Origin of the sequence: Burkholderia sp. RS01 (assembly GCF_039748055.1) — a bacterium.
In the GTDB taxonomy this organism is placed as follows: domain Bacteria; phylum Actinomycetota; class Actinomycetes; order Actinomycetales; family Micrococcaceae; genus Arthrobacter.
The window spans coordinates 68458-88811 of sequence record NZ_JBDLAK010000015.1 but is presented as its reverse complement, the minus strand read 5'-3'; the positions used below and the strand labels follow the sequence as shown (position 1 = coordinate 88811).

At 67.2% G+C, this 20354-nt stretch carries 19 protein-coding genes and 6 tRNA genes; 18 read left to right on the top strand and 7 right to left on the bottom strand.

The annotated features are described in order from the left end of the window. Positions 1–18: 18 nt before the first annotated feature. The 5 genes from ABFP37_RS14800 to ABFP37_RS14780 form a co-directional block, all read right to left on the bottom strand. On the bottom strand, positions 19–1605 hold the full coding sequence (locus tag ABFP37_RS14800) for a transcription antitermination factor NusB (RefSeq protein WP_347034018.1): 1587 nt from the start codon (positions 1603–1605) through the stop codon (positions 19–21). Continuing rightward, positions 1602–2522: a methionyl-tRNA formyltransferase gene (gene fmt, locus ABFP37_RS14795; protein WP_078029724.1), complete on the bottom strand. Its 921-nt coding sequence runs from the start codon at positions 2520–2522 to the stop codon at positions 1602–1604. The genes ABFP37_RS14800 and fmt overlap by 4 nt, the downstream gene beginning before the upstream one ends. Next, the gene (def, locus tag ABFP37_RS14790) at positions 2519–3091 is read right to left on the bottom strand and encodes a peptide deformylase (protein ID WP_347034017.1); all 573 of its coding nucleotides are present in this window, start codon (positions 3089–3091) and stop codon (positions 2519–2521) included. The genes fmt and def overlap by 4 nt, the downstream gene beginning before the upstream one ends. 99 nt (positions 3092–3190) lie before the next feature. Continuing rightward, entirely contained in the window at positions 3191–4036 is an 846-nt protein-coding gene (locus ABFP37_RS14785) for a hypothetical protein (protein WP_347034016.1), read from the bottom strand. 93 nt (positions 4037–4129) lie between these two features. After that, positions 4130–4201 (bottom strand) — tRNA-Val (locus ABFP37_RS14780). Between the two features lie 274 nt (positions 4202–4475). Here ABFP37_RS14780 and ABFP37_RS14775 point away from each other — a divergent pair. The 6 genes from ABFP37_RS14775 (at position 4476) to ABFP37_RS14750 (ending at position 5418) form a co-directional block, all read left to right on the top strand. Next, a tRNA-Gly gene (locus tag ABFP37_RS14775) sits at positions 4476–4548 on the top strand. A 47-nt stretch (positions 4549–4595) separates the two neighbouring features. Then, positions 4596–4666: transfer RNA gene (locus tag ABFP37_RS14770), tRNA-Cys, on the top strand. A gap of 38 nt (positions 4667–4704) precedes the next feature. Continuing rightward, a tRNA-Val gene (locus ABFP37_RS14765) sits at positions 4705–4779 on the top strand. Between the two features lie 56 nt (positions 4780–4835). Beyond that, positions 4836–4908 (top strand) — tRNA-Gly (locus ABFP37_RS14760). Between the two features lie 51 nt (positions 4909–4959). Next, positions 4960–5031 (top strand) — tRNA-Val (locus ABFP37_RS14755). 147 nt (positions 5032–5178) lie between these two features. Further along, positions 5179–5418 (top strand): antitoxin, encoded by a 240-nt coding sequence (locus tag ABFP37_RS14750; protein WP_078029776.1) that lies wholly within the window; start codon positions 5179–5181, stop codon positions 5416–5418. Positions 5419–5506: 88 nt separating this feature from the next. Here the strand turns inward: ABFP37_RS14750 and zapE are convergent, their stop codons facing one another. Then, positions 5507–6454 carry a cell division protein ZapE gene (zapE, locus tag ABFP37_RS14745; RefSeq protein ID WP_347034015.1) on the bottom strand — a complete coding sequence of 316 codons (948 nt, stop codon included), beginning with the start codon at positions 6452–6454 and terminating at the stop codon, positions 5507–5509. Positions 6455–6767: 313 nt separating this feature from the next. Between zapE and ABFP37_RS14740 the strand changes: the two genes are divergently transcribed. Genes ABFP37_RS14740 through ybaK form a run of 3 tightly spaced genes read left to right on the top strand, consistent with a single transcriptional unit; the run spans position 6768 to position 8751 of the window. Further along, positions 6768–7688, top strand: coding sequence for a sulfurtransferase (locus tag ABFP37_RS14740; RefSeq protein WP_347034014.1), 921 nt, complete (start codon positions 6768–6770; stop codon positions 7686–7688). Between the two features lie 51 nt (positions 7689–7739). Then, complete coding sequence (locus ABFP37_RS14735) at positions 7740–8201, top strand: SufE family protein (RefSeq protein WP_185982295.1); 462 nt, start codon at positions 7740–7742, stop codon at positions 8199–8201. 16 nt (positions 8202–8217) lie between these two features. Then, positions 8218–8751 carry a Cys-tRNA(Pro) deacylase gene (ybaK, locus tag ABFP37_RS14730; protein WP_347034013.1) on the top strand — a complete coding sequence of 178 codons (534 nt, stop codon included), beginning with the start codon at positions 8218–8220 and terminating at the stop codon, positions 8749–8751. On the opposite strand, the gene ABFP37_RS14725 is transcribed toward ybaK, so the two are convergent. Further along, positions 8748–10088 (bottom strand): alpha/beta fold hydrolase, encoded by a 1341-nt coding sequence (locus tag ABFP37_RS14725; RefSeq protein ID WP_347034012.1) that lies wholly within the window; start codon positions 10086–10088, stop codon positions 8748–8750. The two genes, ybaK and ABFP37_RS14725, sit on opposite strands and share 4 nt — an antisense overlap. Before the next feature lie 86 nt (positions 10089–10174). On the opposite strand from ABFP37_RS14725, the gene ABFP37_RS14720 reads away from it, so the two are divergent. The 9 genes from ABFP37_RS14720 (at position 10175) to ABFP37_RS14680 (ending at position 20326) form a co-directional block, all read left to right on the top strand. Then, the gene (locus ABFP37_RS14720; RefSeq protein WP_078029716.1) at positions 10175–10666 is read left to right on the top strand and encodes a hypothetical protein; all 492 of its coding nucleotides are present in this window, start codon (positions 10175–10177) and stop codon (positions 10664–10666) included. Positions 10667–10680: 14 nt separating this feature from the next. Beyond that, on the top strand, positions 10681–11148 hold the full coding sequence (msrB, locus tag ABFP37_RS14715) for a peptide-methionine (R)-S-oxide reductase MsrB (protein ID WP_347034011.1): 468 nt from the start codon (positions 10681–10683) through the stop codon (positions 11146–11148). A 146-nt stretch (positions 11149–11294) separates the two neighbouring features. Further along, positions 11295–12707 (top strand): DUF6421 family protein, encoded by a 1413-nt coding sequence (locus ABFP37_RS14710; protein ID WP_078029714.1) that lies wholly within the window; start codon positions 11295–11297, stop codon positions 12705–12707. Further along, on the top strand, positions 12704–13489 hold the full coding sequence (locus ABFP37_RS14705; protein ID WP_347034010.1) for an SDR family oxidoreductase: 786 nt from the start codon (positions 12704–12706) through the stop codon (positions 13487–13489). The genes ABFP37_RS14710 and ABFP37_RS14705 overlap by 4 nt, the downstream gene beginning before the upstream one ends. Positions 13490–13498: 9 nt before the next feature. Further along, positions 13499–14626, top strand: a complete 1128-nt coding sequence (locus ABFP37_RS14700) for a low specificity L-threonine aldolase (protein WP_347034009.1) — start codon at positions 13499–13501, stop codon at positions 14624–14626. Between the two features lie 71 nt (positions 14627–14697). Next, on the top strand, positions 14698–15354 hold the full coding sequence (locus tag ABFP37_RS14695; RefSeq protein WP_078029711.1) for a DUF3000 domain-containing protein: 657 nt from the start codon (positions 14698–14700) through the stop codon (positions 15352–15354). Between the two features lie 58 nt (positions 15355–15412). Beyond that, positions 15413–16726 (top strand): HRDC domain-containing protein, encoded by a 1314-nt coding sequence (locus ABFP37_RS14690; RefSeq protein WP_078029710.1) that lies wholly within the window; start codon positions 15413–15415, stop codon positions 16724–16726. A gap of 160 nt (positions 16727–16886) precedes the next feature. Continuing rightward, positions 16887–18173 (top strand): acetyl-CoA C-acyltransferase, encoded by a 1287-nt coding sequence (locus tag ABFP37_RS14685; RefSeq protein WP_078029709.1) that lies wholly within the window; start codon positions 16887–16889, stop codon positions 18171–18173. Then, the gene (locus tag ABFP37_RS14680; RefSeq protein ID WP_347034008.1) at positions 18170–20326 is read left to right on the top strand and encodes a 3-hydroxyacyl-CoA dehydrogenase NAD-binding domain-containing protein; all 2157 of its coding nucleotides are present in this window, start codon (positions 18170–18172) and stop codon (positions 20324–20326) included. Before ABFP37_RS14685 ends, ABFP37_RS14680 begins: the two co-directional genes overlap by 4 nt. Positions 20327–20354 lie beyond the last annotated feature (28 nt).

The following is a 20354-nucleotide window of genomic DNA, read 5'->3' as shown; positions in this document are numbered from 1 at the left end:
TTCGCGGGGAGGGGAAGTTCAGGGCTTCTTGCGGATGAGGGCAAGGAACATGGCATCCGTGCGGTGAATGTGGGGCCACAGCTGGGCGGTGAGCTCGTGACCGGCGTCAAGGTGCCCGGTCAGGCTGACAGCATCCAGTGCGCTCCCGGCGTCCAGCAGTTCCAGGTCATCGCGCTTGCGCAGTGCGTCGCTGACCACGGCAGTGGTCTCAGCAGGGTGGGGCGAACAGGTCACGTAGGCGACCACCCCGCCGGGTTTGACCGCGTCAAGGGCCGACTTGAGCAGCTCCCGCTGCAGCGGTCCGAGATCTGCCAGGTCCTTGGGCGTCCGCCGCCACCGTGACTCGGGCCGGCGGCGCAGGGCGCCAAGTCCGGTGCAGGGCACGTCCACGAGCACGCGGTCGAACGCTTCCGGCTGTTCCTCGCCGACCTCGCGGCCGTCGCCGGTGCGGACCTTCCACACTCCGGACGGGACGGCGGACAGTGCCTGGCTGACCAGTTTGGCCCGGTGCGGCGCCGGTTCGTTGGCGAGCAGGGTGGCGCCGCGCTCATTGGCCAGCGCTCCGAGCAGGGCGGCCTTGCCGCCGGGACCGGCGCACAGGTCCAGCCAGGCTTCTGTCCCCTCCCGGCCGTTGCCTTCTGCGCCGCTGCCTTCAGCACTGCCCAGCGGCAGCGCAGCCATGGCACGGGCCACGAGCTGGGAGCCGACGTCCTGGACTCGAGTGGTGCCTTCCCTGACCGAGGCAAGCCGGCCGAGGTCCCCGCCGCTGGAGAGCGCGGATCCTTCGACGAGCTCTCCGGGCGTGGCTCCGCCTTCGAGGGCCTCGTCCAGGCTTCCGAGCCCGGGAAGGGCCACGAGGTTGACCACCGGGGCGGCGTTGTCCGCCTCGAGGAGATCGTTGATTTCGGTGACCGGCCTGCCGTGCGCCACGAGGGACTGCCTGAAGGCACGCACGATCCACTCCGGATGGGCGTACCGGACCGAGGCCACCTTGGTGGGATCCTGCTCGTCGCTGAGCAGCAATTCCAGCCATTCCTCCACCGTGTGCGCGGAGACCTTGCGCAGCACGGCGTTGATCAGGGCGGAGGGTCCCGCCCCGATCACGGCGCGGGCAAGTCCCACAGTCTGGTCAAGCGCAGCGTGCGCCGGCACCCGCATGGCCAGCAGCTGGTGCGTGCCGATGCGCAGGGCATCGAGGACGGCAGGGTCCAGCTGGTCCAGCGGCCGGTCCACGCACCGTGCCAGGACAGCGTCATACGTGCCCTGCCCGCGGAGGGCGCCATAGCTCAGTTCCGTGGCGAAGCCGGCGTCACGCTTGTCCAGGCCGTGGTGCCGGATCCTCGCCGGCAGGACGAGGTTGGCGTACGCGTCCTCGGCGGCCACGGCACGCAGCACCTCGAAAGCGACCAGCCGGGCCGGATCGGCGCGGCGGGTGCGCTGGGACGGCGCGTTCTCGGTGTAGCTGCGCTGCGGCCCGCGGTTGCGTTCCCGGCCCTGCGCATCGCGCCGGCTGGAACCGCCCCGCTGGCCGCCGCCCTGGCCGCCCTGTCCTGCCCGCTGGGGCCCCCGGCCCCGGCCGCTGCCGCTTGTCCCGGACTCGCTCATTCGAACACCACGCTTTCAAGGGAAGCTTGTCCGCGGGCCCAATCGGCCGCGGCCATCATTTTCTTGCCCGCAGGCTGGACCCGGGTCAGCTCGACTGGATGCGAGCCGGTTCCCACCAGCACGCTCTTGCCGTCCAGCGCCACTGTGCCCGGCGCCTGCGCGGCGGCCTCGGACCGCAGCACCACCGGCTCAAGTTTCAGGCGCTGGCCGTCGAACGTGGTCCATGCCCCCGGCTCCGGCGTAACGCCCCGGGCGCGCCGGCCGACGGAAAGGGCCGGTTCGGACCAGTCGATCCGGCCGTCGTCGATGGTCAGCTTGGGGGCGAGGGTGACCTCGCCCTGTTGCGGTCGCGGGGAGGCCGCGCCCGACTCGACAGCGGACAGCGTCTGGGCCAGCAGCACGGCGCCGCTGTGCGACAACCGCTCCAGCAGCGCTCCGGAGGTGTCGTCGGGCCGGACGGGTTCGGTCAGCGTGCCAATGACAGGGCCGGTGTCGAGCCCTTCCTCGAGGAGGAAGGTCACCGCTCCGGTGATGTCGTCGCCGGCAATGACAGAGCGCTGCACCGGTGCCGCGCCGCGCCAGGCCGGCAACAGCGAAAAGTGCAGGTTGACCCAGCCGTGTGGCGGAATGTCCAGGGCGGCACGCGGCACAAGTCCGCCGTAGGCCACGATGGCGGCCACGTCCGGACGGACTGCCGCGATCCTCGCCGTGACGGCGTCGTCCACGCGCGCGGCATGTATGACTTCGAGTCCCAGCTCGGCGGCACGGGCGGCAACGGGCGACGGCGTGAGCACGCGTTTGCGCCCGATCGGCGCGTCCGGCCGGGTCAGCACCGCGACGACGTCGAAGCCGGCGGCGACGAGCGCATCAAGTGACGGTACGGCTACCGCCGGCGTTCCCGCGAAGAGGACCCTCATCCGGCAGCGCCAAAGCTGCCGCCGCCGAAACTGGAGCCGACCGTCTTGGCGCGCTTCGCCGTCGTCCGTTCCGTGATGGAGTCGTAGTTGGCGTTGCGGATGGAGCGCAGCGCTGCCTTGCGGTCATCGCCCTCAAGGCGGTCCGTGTAGAGAATGCCGTCGAGGTGGTCGGTTTCGTGCTGGAAGCAGCGGGCCAGCAGTCCCTCTGCCTCCACAGAGACGGGCTCTCCGTTGACGTCCACGCCGGTGACCCGCGTGGCGCGGGACCGGCGGACGGGGAAACCGAGGCCCGGGATGGAGAGGCAGCCTTCCACTTCGTCAGGCTGAAAGTCATCGCTGTTTTCCAGGACCGGGTTAATGACGTGGCCCTCAACACCGCCGATGCGGTAGGTGAAAACCCTGAGGCTGACTCCGATCTGCGGCGCGGCCAGGCCGGCGCCGTCCACGTCCTCCATGGTTTCGGTCATGTCTGCAACGAGCTTGGCCAGCTCCGGCCCGAATTCCGTGACGGGGTCGGCAACCGTGCGCAGCACGGGGTCGCCGATGATACGGATATTCAGAATTGCCATCTGCGGTCATTTCCTCACGGTGGGGTTAACGGATCCAGTCCAGTTTAGTTGCTGCGGCCGTACCGGTGGCTCCCCGGACGGCAGCTCAGGTGGACACGCTCACGTGAACACGGGCGGTGCCACCGGCAGCAGCGCAGGTCCGGCACTGACCGTGTCCGCTGACATCTCCCACACACGCCGCAGCGCGCAGAATTTCCACCAGTGGTGCCGCAGCACCTCCGGGTTCGCCCTCACCGGGCGCACCTCCGTTTCGCCGATGGCGACCGCGAGCAGCACGGGGGAATCACCGTGCCGCCAGGGTTCCCACTCCCCCGCCACGGCATCCACCAGGCTTTCCTCAGCCTTCATGCCTGCGACGAGCTGCATGACCACTTTGTCGTCCAGCGCCTTGACCTGGCCGTCGCGGGTGGTTCCTTTGGTCTTGTAGTCAATGAGGCAGGTCCGCCCGTTGATCCGCGCCACGAGATCCAGCGTTCCGGCGTATCCCACCGTTTTGTTCCATACCGTGATCTCCGGCGCCAGGGGTTCGACCCGGAACAGCTCCCACCATTCGTCGAAACGGGCGGCGAAGGCCTCTTCACCGTTGGACGCCAGGGCTTCCCGCGTTTCCTGCATCCGGTGGGGCCGGCCGAGGGCCCGCAGCGCAACCTGTTCGCAGTAGTTGTGGACGCGGTCTCCGCGCTGGGCGGCGTCGTCGCGGTAAGCCTCCGCCGCCTTGGCTGCGCGGTTCACCGCCTGCCGGACCTTTGCCGGGCTGCCCAGGATTTCGGGAAGAGACGGATCCTTGGCCAGACTGCTGGCGCCCATGTAGCCGAACCATCCGTCCAGCCCGTGGGGCTGCTGGCCGATGACTGTGGTGATGGACGGTACCGAGAACGCTTCCGTGGTGGAGCGCGCGTACATCCGGCCGTATTCCGTGGCGTGGGCGAGGAGTGGATCAGTCATGGCAAAACTCTTTCACGGGGGGCTGACAATAAGTCCGGAAACAGAAAAGTCCGCCCCGCCGGGATTTCCCGGGCGGAACGGACCATTCATCGGTGGGCGATACTGGGTTCGAACCAGTGACCTCTTCGGTGTGAACGAAGCGCGCTACCACTGCGCCAATCGCCCCGATGCATTTGAATGCTAGCCGACGATGCGGGGTTTTCGGAAATCGGACCTCCCCGGCGGGGAAGCCGCGGGAAGAGCCGGGCACGCGCCGGGCGTCCCCGGCTGCTGAATTACAGACCTGTAATTCGAATATTTCCCTAGAATTCAAGGAAGTAAGGGGGTCGGCGTGACTGTGTCGTGGCACGATTTGGAGATTCCCTGAACCTCCTATAGAGTTTTTACTCGTTGGAACGCGAGGAAATGCCGCTCACGGCAAGGAATCAGCGCTCCGAATGCGGACGTAGCTCAGCTGGTAGAGCACCACCTTGCCAAGGTGGATGTCGCGAGTTCGAATCTCGTCGTCCGCTCGCAGGACACTGTCACGGCAAAGATTCCCCGGAATCGACGCTTACACGGTGGGTTGGCCGAGAGGCGAGGCAGCGGCCTGCAAAGCCGTATACACGGGTTCGAATCCCGTACCCACCTCGGTGAAAACCATGGTTTCCGGTCCGACCGGATGCAATGGGCGATTGGCGCAGCGGTAGCGCGCTTCCCTGACACGGAAGAGGTCACTGGTTCGATCCCAGTATCGCCCACCAGAGCAAGGCAACTTGCTTGTTGTTGAACGTCCGGTCAAACCGTACGGACTTCATGCGCGGACGTAGCTCAGCTGGTAGAGCACCACCTTGCCAAGGTGGATGTCGCGAGTTCGAATCTCGTCGTCCGCTCTCTTGATCCTTAGGGATCCGAACCCAGGATATAGCCGGCCTTCCGGTTCCGGGCGATTGGCGCAGCGGTAGCGCGCTTCCCTGACACGGAAGAGGTCACTGGTTCGATCCCAGTATCGCCCACGATTGAAGCAGCTCCCCGGAGCTGCTTTTTTCTTGCCCTCGCACCGTTTGACAATTTCTGTCAACAGCTCCTTGGCAGGCACCGGCCTGGCAGCTAGGATCGAATGCGGAGGAGCGAACTGGCTCCGCGATTGAAGGGAGGTGCTCGTGGGACTGATTGACGATCTAAAGGGCAAAGCTCAGGGTCTGATCCGCGGCAACGAGCAGGCCATCAAGGACGGTATCGAAAAAGCGGGCGACTTGGTCGACTCGAAGACCGGCGGCAAGTACGCCGGCCACGTAGATAAGGTCCAGGATGGTGCTTCCACCTTCGTTGACAACGCAGACGGAACGCCCAACGAGGCTCCGGCGGGCCAGGTAGTGCCGCCGGCCGAGAAGGCTCCGTAACCAGGATTTGCCCGGGCTTTGCCCAGACACGTCAACCGGGTGCCGGTCCCGCCGAGAGGCGGCGCCGGCACCTTTGGCGTTTAACGGCCTAGAGGGCCGGCTCGTGGTTCTGGCCTTCACGGGCCAGTGCCGTCAGGCGGGAGACGGCCCGGAAGTACTTCTTCATGTAGCCGCCGGTCATCATTTCATGTGTGAAGAGCTGGTCGAACGGGACGCCGCTGGCCAGGATCGGAACGTCCTTGTCGTACAAACGGTCCGCCAGCACCACGAACCTCAGCGCCACCGCCTGTTCGGTGATGGTTTCCACGTCACGCCAGACAACACCGTCCACGCCGTCGATGAGTTTCCGGTAGCGGCTCGGGTGGACACCTGCAAGGTGGGCGATCAGGGTCTTGAAGTCGTCCTCGGCAACGGTCTGGCCGTCGAACTCCGCCTTCATGTGGGCGTGAAGTTCGCTGTTCCTGAGGGGCAGCGGGGCAGCGGGGAGGCCGCGGTGCCGGAAGTCCTCACCGTCGATCCTGAGGACATCGAACTGATCGGCCAGGACCTGGATCTCCCGCTGGAAGTCGACCGCGGCGAAGCGGCCGTCGCCCAGGGAGCCGGGCAGCGTGTTGGAGGTGGCGGCGAGTTTGACACCGGCGTCGGCGAGTTCGCGCATGAGCCGGGACATCAGGACGGTGTCGCCCGGGTCGTCCAGCTCGAACTCATCGATGCAGACCAGCTTGTAGGAACTCAGCGCTTCGACCGTTTTCCGGAAGGAGAGCGCCCCCACCAGGTTGGTGTACTCCACGAACGTGCCGAAGGCCTTCGGACCGGGCGCGGCGTGCCACAACGAGGCCAAGAGGTGGGTTTTGCCGACGCCGAAGCCGCCGTCGAGGTAGATGCCGGCCCGCGAGGTGTCCTTCTTGGCGAAGAGCCGCTTGAAGAGTCCCGCGCCGTCGCCCGCGCCGACGCCGCCGGCAAACGCCTCCAGGGCATGGACGGCCGCTGCCTGGCTGGGCTGCGAAGGATCCGGCCGGTAGCTTGCGAAGGACACCTTCCCGAACCTTGGTGACGGGTAAAAACCTTTGAGGAGCTCATCCACAGACACCGACGGCGTCCGGGTCGCGAGCTTTTCAATCTGTACCAAGGTGGTCCGTTCTGCTGGTGACTTGTCCCCAGACAGGATACCGGCACTGAGGGTGCAGCCCGGGTGTGAGCCCGCCGGCCGTCGCCCGCCGTGACCAACCGCACATTTCGTCCTATTAACGATGGGGAGCATTCACCGCGGGCCGTGGCTAGGGTTGAAGCAGTGACCGACCGTCTCTTACGGCGGTCCGACGTGACCGTTTCAGTGAAAGGCCATACGAATGTCCTACCCAGTTGAACAGAACGAGAAGTTCACCGCCTACGCCCACCCGGAGCGGCTCGTCTCCACGGAGTGGCTCGCCGCTGCCATCGAGGGCGGTGCCCTCAGCGACGGAAAGCTCGTGGTGGTGGAGTCCGACGAGGACGTCCTGCTGTACGAGACCGGACATATCCCCGGTGCCGTCAAGGTTGACTGGCACACGGACCTGAACGACGAGGTGACCCGGGACTACGTGGACGGCAACGCCTTTGCCGCCCTGGCAGCGGCCAAGGGCATTTCCCGCGACACCACCGTAGTGATCTACGGGGACAAGTCCAACTGGTGGGCCGCCTACGCCCTCTGGGTGTTCACCCTCTTCGGCCACGAAGACGTCAGGCTGCTGGACGGCGGGCGGGACAAATGGATCGCCGAAGGCCGCGAGCTGACAACCGACGTTCCGGCCCCGGCCGCCGGCGACTACCCCGTCGTCGAACGCAACGATTCGCCCATCCGCGCATTCAAGGACGATGTCCTCGCGCACCTTGGCAAACCGCTCATTGACGTCCGCTCCCCCGAGGAATACACGGGCCAGCGCACCCACATGCCGGCGTACCCGGAGGAGGGCGCCCTCCGCGGCGGACACATTCCGACGGCGGCGTCCATCCCCTGGGCACGCGCCGCAGCGGAGGACGGCACCTACCGCACCCGGCCCGAACTGGAGGCCCTCTACCTCGAGGAAGCCGGGCTTGCTGAAGGGGACGACGTCGTGGCTTACTGCCGCATCGGCGAACGCTCGAGCCACACGTGGTTTGCGCTGAAGTACCTGCTCGGTTTCGAGACTGTCCGCAACTACGACGGTTCCTGGACGGAGTGGGGCAACGCCGTGCGCGTGCCCATCGTCAAGGGAACCGAGCGCGGCTCCGTTCCGGCCGGCGCCAGGTAAGCAGCCGTAAGAAAGGGCCGCGCCGGGGCAAATTTGCGTAAGCTGGAAGGGATGAGTACTTATGCACTGCCCACCGCGCTGGCGGAGATTGTCGATGACTTCCAGGCACTGACCGAGCCTGACCGGCTTCAGCTGCTCCTGGAGTTTTCCCGTGGCCTGCCCGAACTGCCGGAGCGGCTCCGGGATCACCCGGAGCTGCTGGAGCAGGTGGTCGAGTGCCAGTCGCCACTGTTCCTGACGATCGAGGCTGAAAAGGACGACGACGGGTCCCCCGCAGCTTTCCGGCTGTTCTTCAAGGCCCCTCCCGAGGCGCCCACCACGCGGGGATTCGCTGGCGTGCTCCACGAGGGCCTCGACGGCCTGACGGCGCAGGAGATCCTGGCCGTGCCGGACGACATGCCGGAACTGCTGGGGCTCACGCGGGCCATTACGCCGTTGCGGATGCGCGGGATGACGGCAATGCTGGGCCGCATCAAGCGCAAAGTGGCCGCGTCGGCCCGGCTCCAAAGCTAAGCGGTCCCAACCGGCCGTGGCCCGCAAGAACACCTCGCAGGGAACGCCTGCCACAGCCGCCCTGGCTGCGGCAGGCGTTTCCTTCGGCCTGCATCCCTACACGCACGACCCCGCCGCCGCCAGTTACGGACTGGAAGCCGCGGAAGTCCTGGGGATTGACCCGGCCAGGGTCTTCAAAACGCTGATGGTCGAAGTCGACGGCCGGCTCGCCGTCGGCGTCGTTCCGGTGAGCGGAAACCTTGACCTGAAGGCCATCGCGGCGGCCCTCGGGAGCAAGAAAGCCGCCATGGCCCATCCTGCCGCGGCTGAACGTCGGACGGGCTACGTCCTGGGCGGCATCTCGCCGCTGGGCCAGCGCCAGCCCTCCCCCACGGTGGTAGATGACAGCGCGCTGGCGCTGACCAGCATCCTGGTGTCCGGCGGCCGCCGCGGGCTTGATATCGAGCTCGATCCCCGGGACCTGATCCGCCTCACGGGCGCCGTCACTGCCCCGATCGGCACGGCCCCAATCAGAACGCCCGGCGGCAGGACCGCCAGCCGGCCGCTCTAATCCTGCAGGTCCCGTTCGGCTCCAGGCTGGTCTGACCCCTGGCCGGGCGCCTGCCCCGGATTCAACTTTGGCGCGAGCTGCTGTTGCAGCCAGGCTTTGACCAGGCTTTCCCAGCGGCCCGGATCAACATTCCATTCCTTGGTGTGCCTGGCCTGCACGAACGCCTCGAACGTCACCATCTCCGGATTCCTTTCGGCCAGGAGTGCCGAGGGCCGGTACGGGACATATTCGTCGTCCACACTGTGAACAATGAGGGTGGGTGTCCGCAGTTCCACTGCCCTGGACACCCAGTCCATGGACTTCAGGTCCACGGGTGCGGCCAGCCCGGTCAGGCGGCGCCCCAGCCGGTGGCCCATCATGAGCTGTCCGTACCGGCCGACGCCGGACGGAATCCGGTTCAATTCGGCGTGATGGGCCAGCACATTGACCCAGTCGATGACGGGCGCGTCCAAAACCATGGCCCGGATGACCGTCCGGTGCTTTGAGAGATCGGCGGTCTGCAGGCAGATGGCACCGCCCATGGACCAGCCGAAGAGCACCACATCCTTGGCCCCGTTGGCGAGCGCGAAGGAGATAGCGGCGTCGATGTCCCGCCACTCGGTGGACCCCAGGCCGTACCTGCCGTCGGGTGCCGAGGGCGCCAGTCCGTCGTTGCGGTAGGACACCAGCAGGCTGGAGAGTCCCAGCTCGCGGGCAGCCCGGACGGCCCGGAGGCCCTCCTGCCTCGTTGCACCGCGGCCGTGGACCATGATGGCCCACGTCCCGGAGTCGGGCTCGGCCCTGATCAGCCAGGCCGGAGCGGTTCCGCCGTCGACCTCGATGCCGACTTCTTCGGACGCCAGCCCGACGGCGGGGGGATCCGGATAGACGGCCCCGCTCCACCAGCCGCGCCGGGCCTTCGCGAGGTCGCCGCTGTAGACCGCCTCGACCTCGCGGAGCACCGTCCGCTCGGCCGGCGAATAGGACACGATCCTGCCGATTCGGGCGTGGCCGCTGCCGCCGTCGAAGTAGAGTCCGTAGACGCCGTCCAGGGTTGTGTCCGGCGTGGCGGCCAGAATGACCTGCAGCCCGCGGCCTTCCCTGATGACCGCCAGCACTTCCTGGTCGGCGGGTCGCGCCCGCGACGGGGTGAGCACGCGCCGGGCGAAGTACAGCGCCAGCGCCGACGAACCAGCTCCAAGGAGTCCGGCCGCGGCGCCGCCCGCGATGACCCCGCCCACTGTCCACTTGGCCCTCAGCGTCATCCTGCTGTCTTGGGGGCCGGCCGCCGGCTGCTGACCGATGTCAGGAACCAGATGGCGCTGCAGCGCTTTGGGAAGTGTGAAGGAGGAGTCCATGGCACCATTCTCGCCGGAGCGGGCGTCCGAGGCACATCGGGTGGCAAATGCATGCGGGGGCGGTTCCTCGGGACTAGGCTGATGGCATGAGCGATCCAATCGTCATTCTCACAGAAGAGCCGCTGGGTGCGGACGACCGCGTCAACATCGAACGCCTGGTGGACGGAGGTGATGCGCGCCTGGTAGTGCTGGTGCCTGCCAATACGGAACGGCACCTGCTGGTGGACTTCCTCGAGAACCTCTCAATGCTGGACATCGCGAAAGCCTTCCGCGAGCTAACGGCGCACGCCCCGGACCCGGACAAGCAGCGGGCGGCTGCGACGGAAACCCTGGCCACATCGCTCAGTGCACTCGAGGGCGTGGGCGGCGGAGTTTCAGGTGAGGTAGTGGATGGCGAAGCGGTCAACGGCCTCGTGACCAAGGTCAAGGAACTTGGAGCCGCGCAGGCTGTGGTCATCACCCGGCCGCACGCAGTGGCGGACACCTTCCACACCGACTGGGCCAATAAAGCCCAGGACCGGCTCGGGCTGCCGGTGCTGCACCTGTATGCCGGTTCGGGATTTATCGGCGACTCCTGAACGTTGACAAAGCTATGAACACTCCAGACCAAGCTGACAGCACCAACACCACGGACGCCGGAAATCCGACCGTCGCCCGGGACGACGAGGACTGGCGCAGGGAACTGACTCCCGAGGAGTACCGCGTGCTGCGCCAGGCCGGCACGGAACGCCCGTACACAGGCGAGTACTGTGACACGCACACGGCAGGCGTCTATCATTGCCGCGCCTGCGGGGCTGAGCTTTTCACCAGCAACGAGAAATTCGATTCGCACTGCGGCTGGCCGTCCTTCTGGGCGCCGCTGGCTGAGGAACGCGTACGGTACATCCACGACCGCACCCTCGGCATGGAACGCATCGAAGTGCGGTGCTCAAACTGCGATTCCCACCTGGGGCACGTCTTTGAGGGCGAGGGCTACGGCACGCCTACGGACCAGCGCTACTGCATCAACTCGATTTCGCTGAAACTGGTCCCTGCCGACGGCACCGCAGGCGACTCCTGAGGATATGCGCCGGCTGCACCTGACGCGGCGTAATCGGACCCTTAGCCTTACAGTTTCTTATGCTAATGCCGATAATGAATTAGGAACTCTGGCTGCTTGCTACGCTCGGCGTAGACGCTCAGGCAACCAGAAAGGCGACGCCGAAGATGACAATCACCGCAACCACCGCACCCGCCACGATCACCGCTGACCACCCCGAGTGGAAGCGGCTGAAGGCTTCCGCCACGGCGCTCCGGGCGCTCCAGGTGCAGGACGGTTCCGTTCCGGAAAAGGCCGACCACGCGGCCGCGGCCAGCCATGTCGCTGCCATCGTCGATGCCGTTCAAACCCTTGCCCCGGCCTTCCCACACGATGCCGGCTACCTTGAACTGCTGGTCCGCGACTTCGGCCGCTGGGCGGAAGCCGGCTTCGGCGTTCCCGACTTCCTGGACTCCCTGCTCGCGTTCCAGCCGCAGGTGCACCGCGAAAACGGGCTCCAGCACCTTGTGGTCTTCCCCATGTACACCCAGAACGGCAGCAGCAGCCGGCTGGTGGAAGCTGTGCTGATCGAGGTTGTCTGGCCCGAATTCATCGCCGGCCTGGAACAGGGCGACTACTCGAACAAGCTCTTCGTCCCCATCCGTTTCCTGGACTTCACGCCGGGGTATGACACCAACTCGGCGGTGCTCTTTCCTGAGACCGTGGCCGTCCGTGAGACCCCCAAGTTCACGTGGGGCGCAATCTTCGCAGACCGCGAGGCCGCCCGCTTCCGCCGCGTCCTTCGTGCCGCCGCGGACATCACGGGCCTTGAACTGCCGGCCGACGCCGCCGAGCTCCTCGGGGACCAGGGGCTCACCCAGGAAACGTTCGTGATGTGGGACCTGATCCACGACCGCACCCACATGCGCGGCGACCTGCCCTTCGATCCGTTCATGATCAAGCAGCGCATGCCGTTCTTCCTGTATTCGCTGGAGGAGCTGCGCTGCGACCTGACCGCCTTCCGGGAATCCGTGAAAATCGAGAAAGACGAAGAGGCGGATCCAGAAGCCCGCCGGCACGCGAAACTGGTCCAGTACGCCGTCATCTTCGACCGCATTTTCCGCTTCGCGATCACGGGCAGCCGGGTGCGCAACTACGACGGACTCGGCGGCCAGCTGCTGTTCGCCTGGCTGCACCAGCACCGGGTGCTCCACTGGACCGACAGCCGCCTCAGCATCGACTGGGAGGAAGTTGCCGCGGTCGTCGTCGAACTCGGCGCTCGGATCGACGAGCTGTACTGGCGTTCCATCGACCGGCCCAAGACGGCCCACTGGCTGGCCGCGTATGAACTCATCTCTGGCACCGTCACGCCCAATCCGGCCTCCGTTTGGGCCAAGGGCCCCGGGGCCCTCCCCCTCGACGGACCGCCCCGCGGGCTCACTGACCGGGTGCTGGACGACGAGTTCCCACTGTCCATGTTCTACGAGGCACTCGAAAAGAAGATGCGGCCCGTGATCGAGTCAACCGCCGGCATCACCGGAACGTCGGACCCGGCTGGCTCAAGCACGGGTCCTGTGGCGACGCCGATGACCGCCGGATGACCGCCGGCAACGGCCTCGTCGTCCTGGTCACCGGCGGCAGCGGCCCGTCGGGAATAGCTGTGGCAGGGGCACTGCGGCGGGCGGGTTTCACCGTCTTCACCGTCGGTTCGGACCAGGCGAGGATTGAGGCCGCCGCGGCCCAGGCCGGTGCCGGCGTCGTCCCGTTTACCTGCGATCTCGCCAGCCTCCCTGCGGTCCGCGAACTTCACCGGACCCTCGCCCGGACCGCGGGGAGGATCGACGGCGTCATCCACCTCGTCGGCGGCTGGCGCGGGGCCCAGGGCATCACCGACCAAAGCGACGAGGACTGGGACTTCCTCGAGCGCAGCGCCGTAACCACGCTCAGGAACGTCACCCGCGTCTTCTACGGGGACCTCGCGGCCTCGGACAGCGGGCGCTTCGCCATGGTGTCGTCGACGGCGGTCGGCCAGCCCGCCGCGGGCGTCGCAAACTATGTGGCAGCCAAGGCGGCTGCCGAAGCCTGGACCATGGCAGTGGCGGACGGGTTCCGCAGCGACCAGGCCGGAGACCCGGACGTCCCCGGCAGCCCCAAACTGAACGGCACCCCCAAACTGAACAGCGCCGCCGTCGTGTTCGTGGTGAAGGCCCTGGTGGACGCCGGCATGCGAAGCCGGCAGCCGGAACGCAAGTTCCCGGGCTACACCGACGTCGAGGACCTGGCGTCCGCCGTCGTCGGGCTTTTTGGCCAGTCCGCCGCGGAACTGAACGGGAAGCGGCTGCCATTGACCCCTGACCCGGCACCATTCGCCGGAACTACCTAGACTGAAAGCGTGACCAAAGCGATGACAACCACAGTTGAAACGGCCGGCAACGGCACCATGTCCCGGCTGCACGACGCCACCGTGCGGGGATTCGCCTCCGACAACTACTCCGGCGTCCACCCGGAAGTGCTTGCTGCCCTGGCGGCCGCCAATGAGGGGCACCAGGTGTCCTACGGCGAAGACGACTACACGGCGCGGCTCCAGGAACTCATGGAGGAGCACTTCGGCGAAGGCATCGAGTGCTTCCCCGTCTTCAACGGCACCGGGGCCAACGTGCTCTCGCTGCAGTCCCTGCTCCCCCGCTGGGGTGCCGTGATCTGCGCGTCGACGGCCCACATCAACATGGACGAGAACGGCGCCCCGGAACGCATCGGCGGCATCAAGCTGTTGCAGGTTCCCACGCCGGACGGCAAGCTGACGCCGGAGCTCATTGACCGTGAGGCGTGGGGCTGGGGTGACGAGCACCGGGCCCAGCCGCTGGCCGTCTCCATCACCCAGACCACTGAGCTGGGCACGTGCTACACGCCGGAGGAAGTGCGGGCGATCGCCGAGCACGTCCACGCCAAGGGCATGAAGCTGCACATGGACGGCGCCCGGCTGGCGAACGCGGCGGCGCACCTGGAGGTTCCGCTGCGGGCCTTCACCCGCGACGCCGGCGTGGACATCCTGTCCTTCGGCGGCACCAAGAACGGCCTGCTGTTCGGCGAGGTGGTGGTGGCACTGAATCCGGATGCCGCCCACGGCCTGCTCTTCCTGCGGAAAATGAACATGCAGCTGGCGTCCAAGATGCGCTTCATGTCCGCGCAGTTCATCGCGCTGCTGGAGGGCGATCTATGGCTGCGCTCGGCCGCCCACGCGAACGCCATGGCCGCCAGGCTGCGATCAGCGGTGGACGCCATTGACGGCGTCGAACCCACGCAGAAGACGGAGTCCAACGGCGTCTTCGCCATCCTGCCCGAGGGCGTCGCGGACAGGCTGCGGGAATCCTTCCGCTTCTACGACTGGAACGAGGCCGCCCGGGAGGTCCGCTGGATGTGCTCGTTTGATACGAGCGAGGAGGACGTCGATGCGTTCGTCAAGGCCATCAAGCGGGAACTGGCCAGCCACGGTACGGCGTCGACGGCGGGCGCGCAGTAGCATGCACGTGATTGCATGAGCCGGCGGCGAGCCTGCCGCCGGCGGCGGATTCTATTGCGTACCCTGCGAATGTGAACGCACTTGCCCAGGTTCCCTCGGATTTCCTTCACGCCTTGGGAACGCTCCGGAAAGCACGATGCCGCAGCGAGTTGCGCCTGGACGAGATTCCGGCACCCTCGCGGCTGGCACCGTTTGCCGTGGCCCTCGGCGCCGAGGTGATTGTTCCCACCGGCGGCACCGGCGACTACGCGGCCGTGCACGGCCCCGCGGCCATGGCGCTGGCCCGCTCCGCGGCAGCAGGCGACGACCCCGACGGCGATGAACTCGCCACCGGCAGGTTCATCCTGCTGTACGACCCCGACGGCTCGGCCGTCTGGGACGGTGAGTTCCGCATCGTTACGTACATCCGCGCCCAGCTCGAGGCCGAGATGGGCAACGACGAGATGCTCGGCTCCGTGGCCTGGACATGGCTCGTGGAAGCCCTGGAAACGCACCACGCACCGTACCGCGCGGCCGGCGGAACAGCCACGCGCGTGCTGTCGGAAAGCTTCGGCACGCTGTCCGGGCGGCCGGGCTCGATCGACATCGAACTCCGCGCCTCCTGGACCCCTGCGAGTGCGGACATCCAGGCCCATCTTGAGGCCTGGTCCGATATGGTGTGCACGTTCGCCGGCCTCCCGCCGCTGCCCGACGGCGTCTCCGCACTACCCCGCAGGCGCCGGAACTAGCGGGCGCCGCCTGTGCCGAATCCGTCCGCCGGCGTGCTGCCGGTAAACTAGGGGCATCATGACCCCTCAAATTCCGGAAAACACCACAGCCGGCGCTCCGGCTGCTGAAACCGCACCCCACATTACGGTGGAGGGCTTCGACAGCCTCGTTCCCGTTGTCATTGATCTGGATTCGCCCCGCGACGGCGTGCCGCTGGTCATCGAAACCCAGGCGGGACTGGAGCGCTGCGCGGCCGCAATTGCAGCCGGCACCGGCCCCGCGGGTGTCGATGCGGAGCGGGCGTCCGGCTTCCGGTACGGCCAGCGGGCCTTCCTGGTGCAGATCCGGCGAGAGGGATCCGGTACCTGGCTCATCGATCCCGAACCATTCGAGGACCTTCGGATCATCAACGATGCCCTCAAGGGCGTCGAATGGATCCTGCACGCGGCCAGCCAGGACCTCCCCTGCCTCTCGGAGCTTGGCATGTGGCCGGACAAACTGTTCGACACCGAACTCGCGGCACGGCTGGCGGGGCTGCCCCGCGTGGGGCTCGCCGCGGTCATCGAGCAGCTGCTCGGATTCGGCTTGGCCAAGGAACACTCCGCCGCCGACTGGTCCACCCGCCCCCTGCCGGAGCCCTGGCTCAGGTACGCGGCCCTCGACGTCGAGGTCCTGACGGAACTGCGCGAGGAACTTATCGAACTGCTTGAGGCAGACGGGAAGCTTGAATTCGCCGAGCAGGAGTTCGCCGCCATCCTTTCGGCGGGACTCGCGCCGCCGCGCGTCGATCCCTGGCGCAAAACGTCAGGCCTCCACCAGATCAGGGACCGGCGCCAGCTTGCCGCCGTCCGTGAAATGTGGCTCGAACGCGACGCCCTGGCCCAGAAACGGGACGTCGCTCCCGGCCGGCTGATCCCCGATTCGTCCCTCGTGGCCGCCGCCAAGGCCATGCCGGCAACGGTCCCGCAACTCCTGGGCACCAAGGGCTTCCACGGCCGGGCCGCCCAGCGCGAGGCTCCGCGCTGGCTCCGCTGTATCTCGACTGCCCGGTCAATGGAGGACCTTCCCCCGCTGCACCTTCCCACCAACGCCCCGCCGCCGCCGCGTGTCTGGGCCGACCGCGACCTTGCTGCCGCGGAGAGGCTCTCCACTGCGCGGCCGCTGCTGCAGAAGAAGGCCGAGGAATTCAATCTTCCGTTGGAGAACCTGCTGACCCCGGACTTCCTGCGGCGCATCGCCTGGCGCCCTCCGGCCGAAATCAGCGAGGCTGCCGTTGCCGCCGACCTCCGGGGTCTGGGCGCCCGGCCATGGCAGGTCGAACTGGTCACACCCCTCATCACCGAAGCATTCCTCCACCCGCAGCCGCTGCCGCCGAAGGAAGCCAAGACCTAGGCGGCCGCGCCTGCGGCCGGGCTTCCTTTTCGCCGTGTCCGCCGCGCCGCAGGCTCCTTGCACCCAATGTTACTGGCGAGTAACATAGGGCTCACTGTCGCCCGGATCCGCGCTGACCTCGGTCAGGATCCGGCATCAACGTCTCAATGAGGAGCAGCACGTGAGCCAACACCGAAGCAGCGGAAATCAACGCACTGTCCGCGACGTCGTCTTCGTGGACGGCGTGCGCACGCCTTTCGGCCGCGCCGGCGAGAAGGGCATCTACGCAGGAATGCGCGCTGATGACCTCGTGGTCAAGTGCATCCGCGAGCTAATGCGGCGCAACCCCGCCCTTCCCGCCGAACGCGTCGACGAAGTGGCGGTCGCCGCAACCACGCAGACCGGGGACCAGGGCCTCACCATCGGCCGGACCGCCGCCCTGCTGGCCGGCCTGCCGCGCACGGTGCCCGGCTTCGCCATCGACCGCATGTGCGCGGGCGCCATGACGGCCGTGACCACCACCGCCAGCGGCATCGGTTTCGGCGCCTATGACGTCGTCATCGCCGGCGGCGTGGAACACATGGGAAACCATCCCATGGGCGCGGGCGCCGACCCCAACCCCCGCTTTGTGTCCGAACGCCTCGTGGACCCCGCCGCGCTCAACATGGGCAACACTGCCGAAAACCTGCATGACCGTTTTCCGCGCATCACCAAGGACCGCACCGACGCATACGCGGTGGCGTCCCAGAACAAGCTGGCTGCCGCGTACAGCAACGGGGTGATCCAGCCGGACCTTGTCCCTGTGGCCACCATGAAGCCGGGCCAGGGCTGGACCGTCAACACCGTGGACGAGCCGCCGCGGCCGGGCACCACCCTTGACGACCTCGCGGCCCTGCGGACGCCGTTCCGGGCCCACGGCCGGGTGACGGCCGGCAACGCAGCAGGACTTAACGACGGCGCCACCGCCGCGCTGCTGGCGTCCTCCGACGCCGCCGCTGAACTGGGCCTGCCCGTCAGGATGCGGCTGGTCAGCTACGCCTACGCCGGGGTGGAACCGGAGGTCATGGGGATCGGGCCTGTGCCCTCAACCGAGAAAGCCCTGGCCAACGCCGGCCTGGACATCGGCGACATCGGCCTGTTCGAAATCAACGAGGCATTTGCAGTGCAGGTCCTGAGCTTCCTGGACCACTTCGGGATCGCCGACGACGACCCCCGGGTCAACCGCTACGGCGGCGCCATCGCGGTGGGCCATCCCCTCGCGTCGTCGGGCGTCCGGCTCATGAACCAGTTGGCCCGCCAGTTCCATGAGGATCACTCAGTGCGCTACGGCATCACGGCCATGTGCGTCGGCCTTGGCATGGGTGCCACGGTCATCTGGGAAAACCCGCATCACGCAAACTACAGCGGCGCCGACCGGTCAGACATCGCCGATTCCGCTTCCACCTCAACCGCAGGAGCCTCAGCATGAGCGCCGCAGATTTTCGCAAGCTTGCCGACCTTTTCCCGGATGAGACGGTCACCCATTCCTATGTGCAGGATATCGAGCTGCCGGCCGTGGGCGGCGACACCAGTCCGGGCGTCCTCGCCCTGATCACGCTCGACAACGGGCTGGACCACACCAAGCCCACCACGCTTGGACCCAACACCCTGGTGGAACTCGGGACCGTGCTCGAGGGCCTCAGGGAGCGGGCCGCCAATGGCGAGATTGTCGGCGTCGGAGTGACGGGCAAGCCGCATTACCTGGTGGCCGGCGCGGACCTGTCCGCGGTGAAGTCACTCAACAGCCGGGAGCACGGGCTGTGGATGGCGCAGCTGGGTCACGACGTCTATGCGACCCTGGCCAACCTTGGCGTTCCCAGCTTCGCCTTCATCAACGGAGTGGCCTTGGGCGGCGGGCTGGAGATCGCCCTGCAGTCCACATACCGCACCGTGTCGGCCGCCGCCGGGGCGCTGGCCCTTCCGGAGGCCTTCCTCGGCCTGGTTCCGGGCTGGGGCGGCGTCTATATCCTGCCCCGGCTCATCGGTCCGGAAAACGCCGTCCGGGTGATGATCGAGAACCCGCTGAACAACAACCGCACCCTGTCAGGGCCCGAGGCCGCCAAGCTCGGCATCGCGGACGCGATCTTCGAACCGGCAGACTTCGTGGAGCAGTCGGTTGCCTGGGCCGCGGGAGTCATCGCCGGCATCATCACGCCGGAACGGCAGTCCGCCGTCGACCCGTCCAGCCCCGAAGTGGCCGGCCGCTGGGCCAGGGCCGTGGCGGCCGGCCGCGCGTTCGTGGAATCCAAGACGTCCAACGCCTCCCCCGCACCGGCCAAGGTGCTGGACATCATGGAGGCCAACCGGACCATGGGCCAGGCGGAGTCCGCCGCGCTGGAATGCGAAACCCTGGCCGGGCTCATGCAGTCAGACGAGTTCCGTTCCACGGTCTATGCGTTCCTGGACCTCGTGCAGAAGAGGTCAAAGCGCCCCGCCGGTGCCCCGGACCGCAGACTCGCCCGGCCGGTCACCAAGGTGGGCGTGGTGGGCGCAGGGCTGATGGCCAGCCAGCTGTCCCTGCTGTTCGCCCGGCAGCTCAAGGTTCCGGTGGTCATGACGGACATTGACCAGGCCCGCGTGGACAAGGGCGTGGGTTACGTCCATGCTGAGGTGGACAAGCTGCTCGGCAAGGGGCGCATCAGCCAGGATGCGGCGAACCGGACGAAGGCCCTCGTGACGGGATCGGTCTCCAAGGAGCCTTTCGCGGATGCCGACTTCGTGATCGAAGCGGTGTTCGAGGAACTCAACGTCAAGAAGCAGGTTTTCGCGGAACTCGAGGCCATCGTCTCTCCCGACTGCGTCCTCGCGACCAACACGTCCTCGCTGTCCGTGAACGCCATGGCCGACGGCCTGAGGAACCCGGAACGGCTGGTAGGTTTCCATTTCTTCAATCCGGTGGCCGTCATGCCGCTGCTGGAAATCGTGCGCGCGCCGAAGACGGACGATGCCGTGGTGGCCACGGCTTTCGAGCTGGCGAGGGGGCTGAAGAAGACCGCGGTCCTGGTCAGGGATGCCCCGGCCTTCGTGGTCAATCGGATCCTCCTGAGGCTGATGGGCGAGGTCACCGCAGCGTTCGACGAGGGCACGCCGGCGGACGTCGCGGATAACGCCCTGCGGCCCATGGGTTTGCCGATGACTCCGTTCGACCTGGGCGCGATGGTGGGGCTGCCGGTGGCCCAGCACGTCCAGGAATCGCTGCATGCCGCGTTCGGCGACCGCTTCAGGGTTTCGCAGAACCTGCAGAAACTGATCGACAACGGCGTGCGGTCGCTGTGGTCGCCGGCCGCGGACGGCGGCAAGGAAATTCCGGAATCGACGCTGGCGCTGATGTCGTTCGGAACGTCGCCGTCGACTGCGGACGAGGTCCTGCGCCGGACGCAGGACGCCCTGGCCGAGGAGATCGCCCTGATGCTCGACGAGGGCGTGGTGGCCGGGCCGGAGGACATCGACCTCTGCATGATTCTCGGGGCGGGCTGGCCGATGTTCCTCGGCGGCATCACCCCGTACCTGGACCGGACGGGAGCATCCGAGCGCGTCACGGGCAAGAGGTTCCTCGACCCGGGCGTGGCATCCCGAGCATAGATTCTGCCGCCGCCGCACTGCCTGGCGG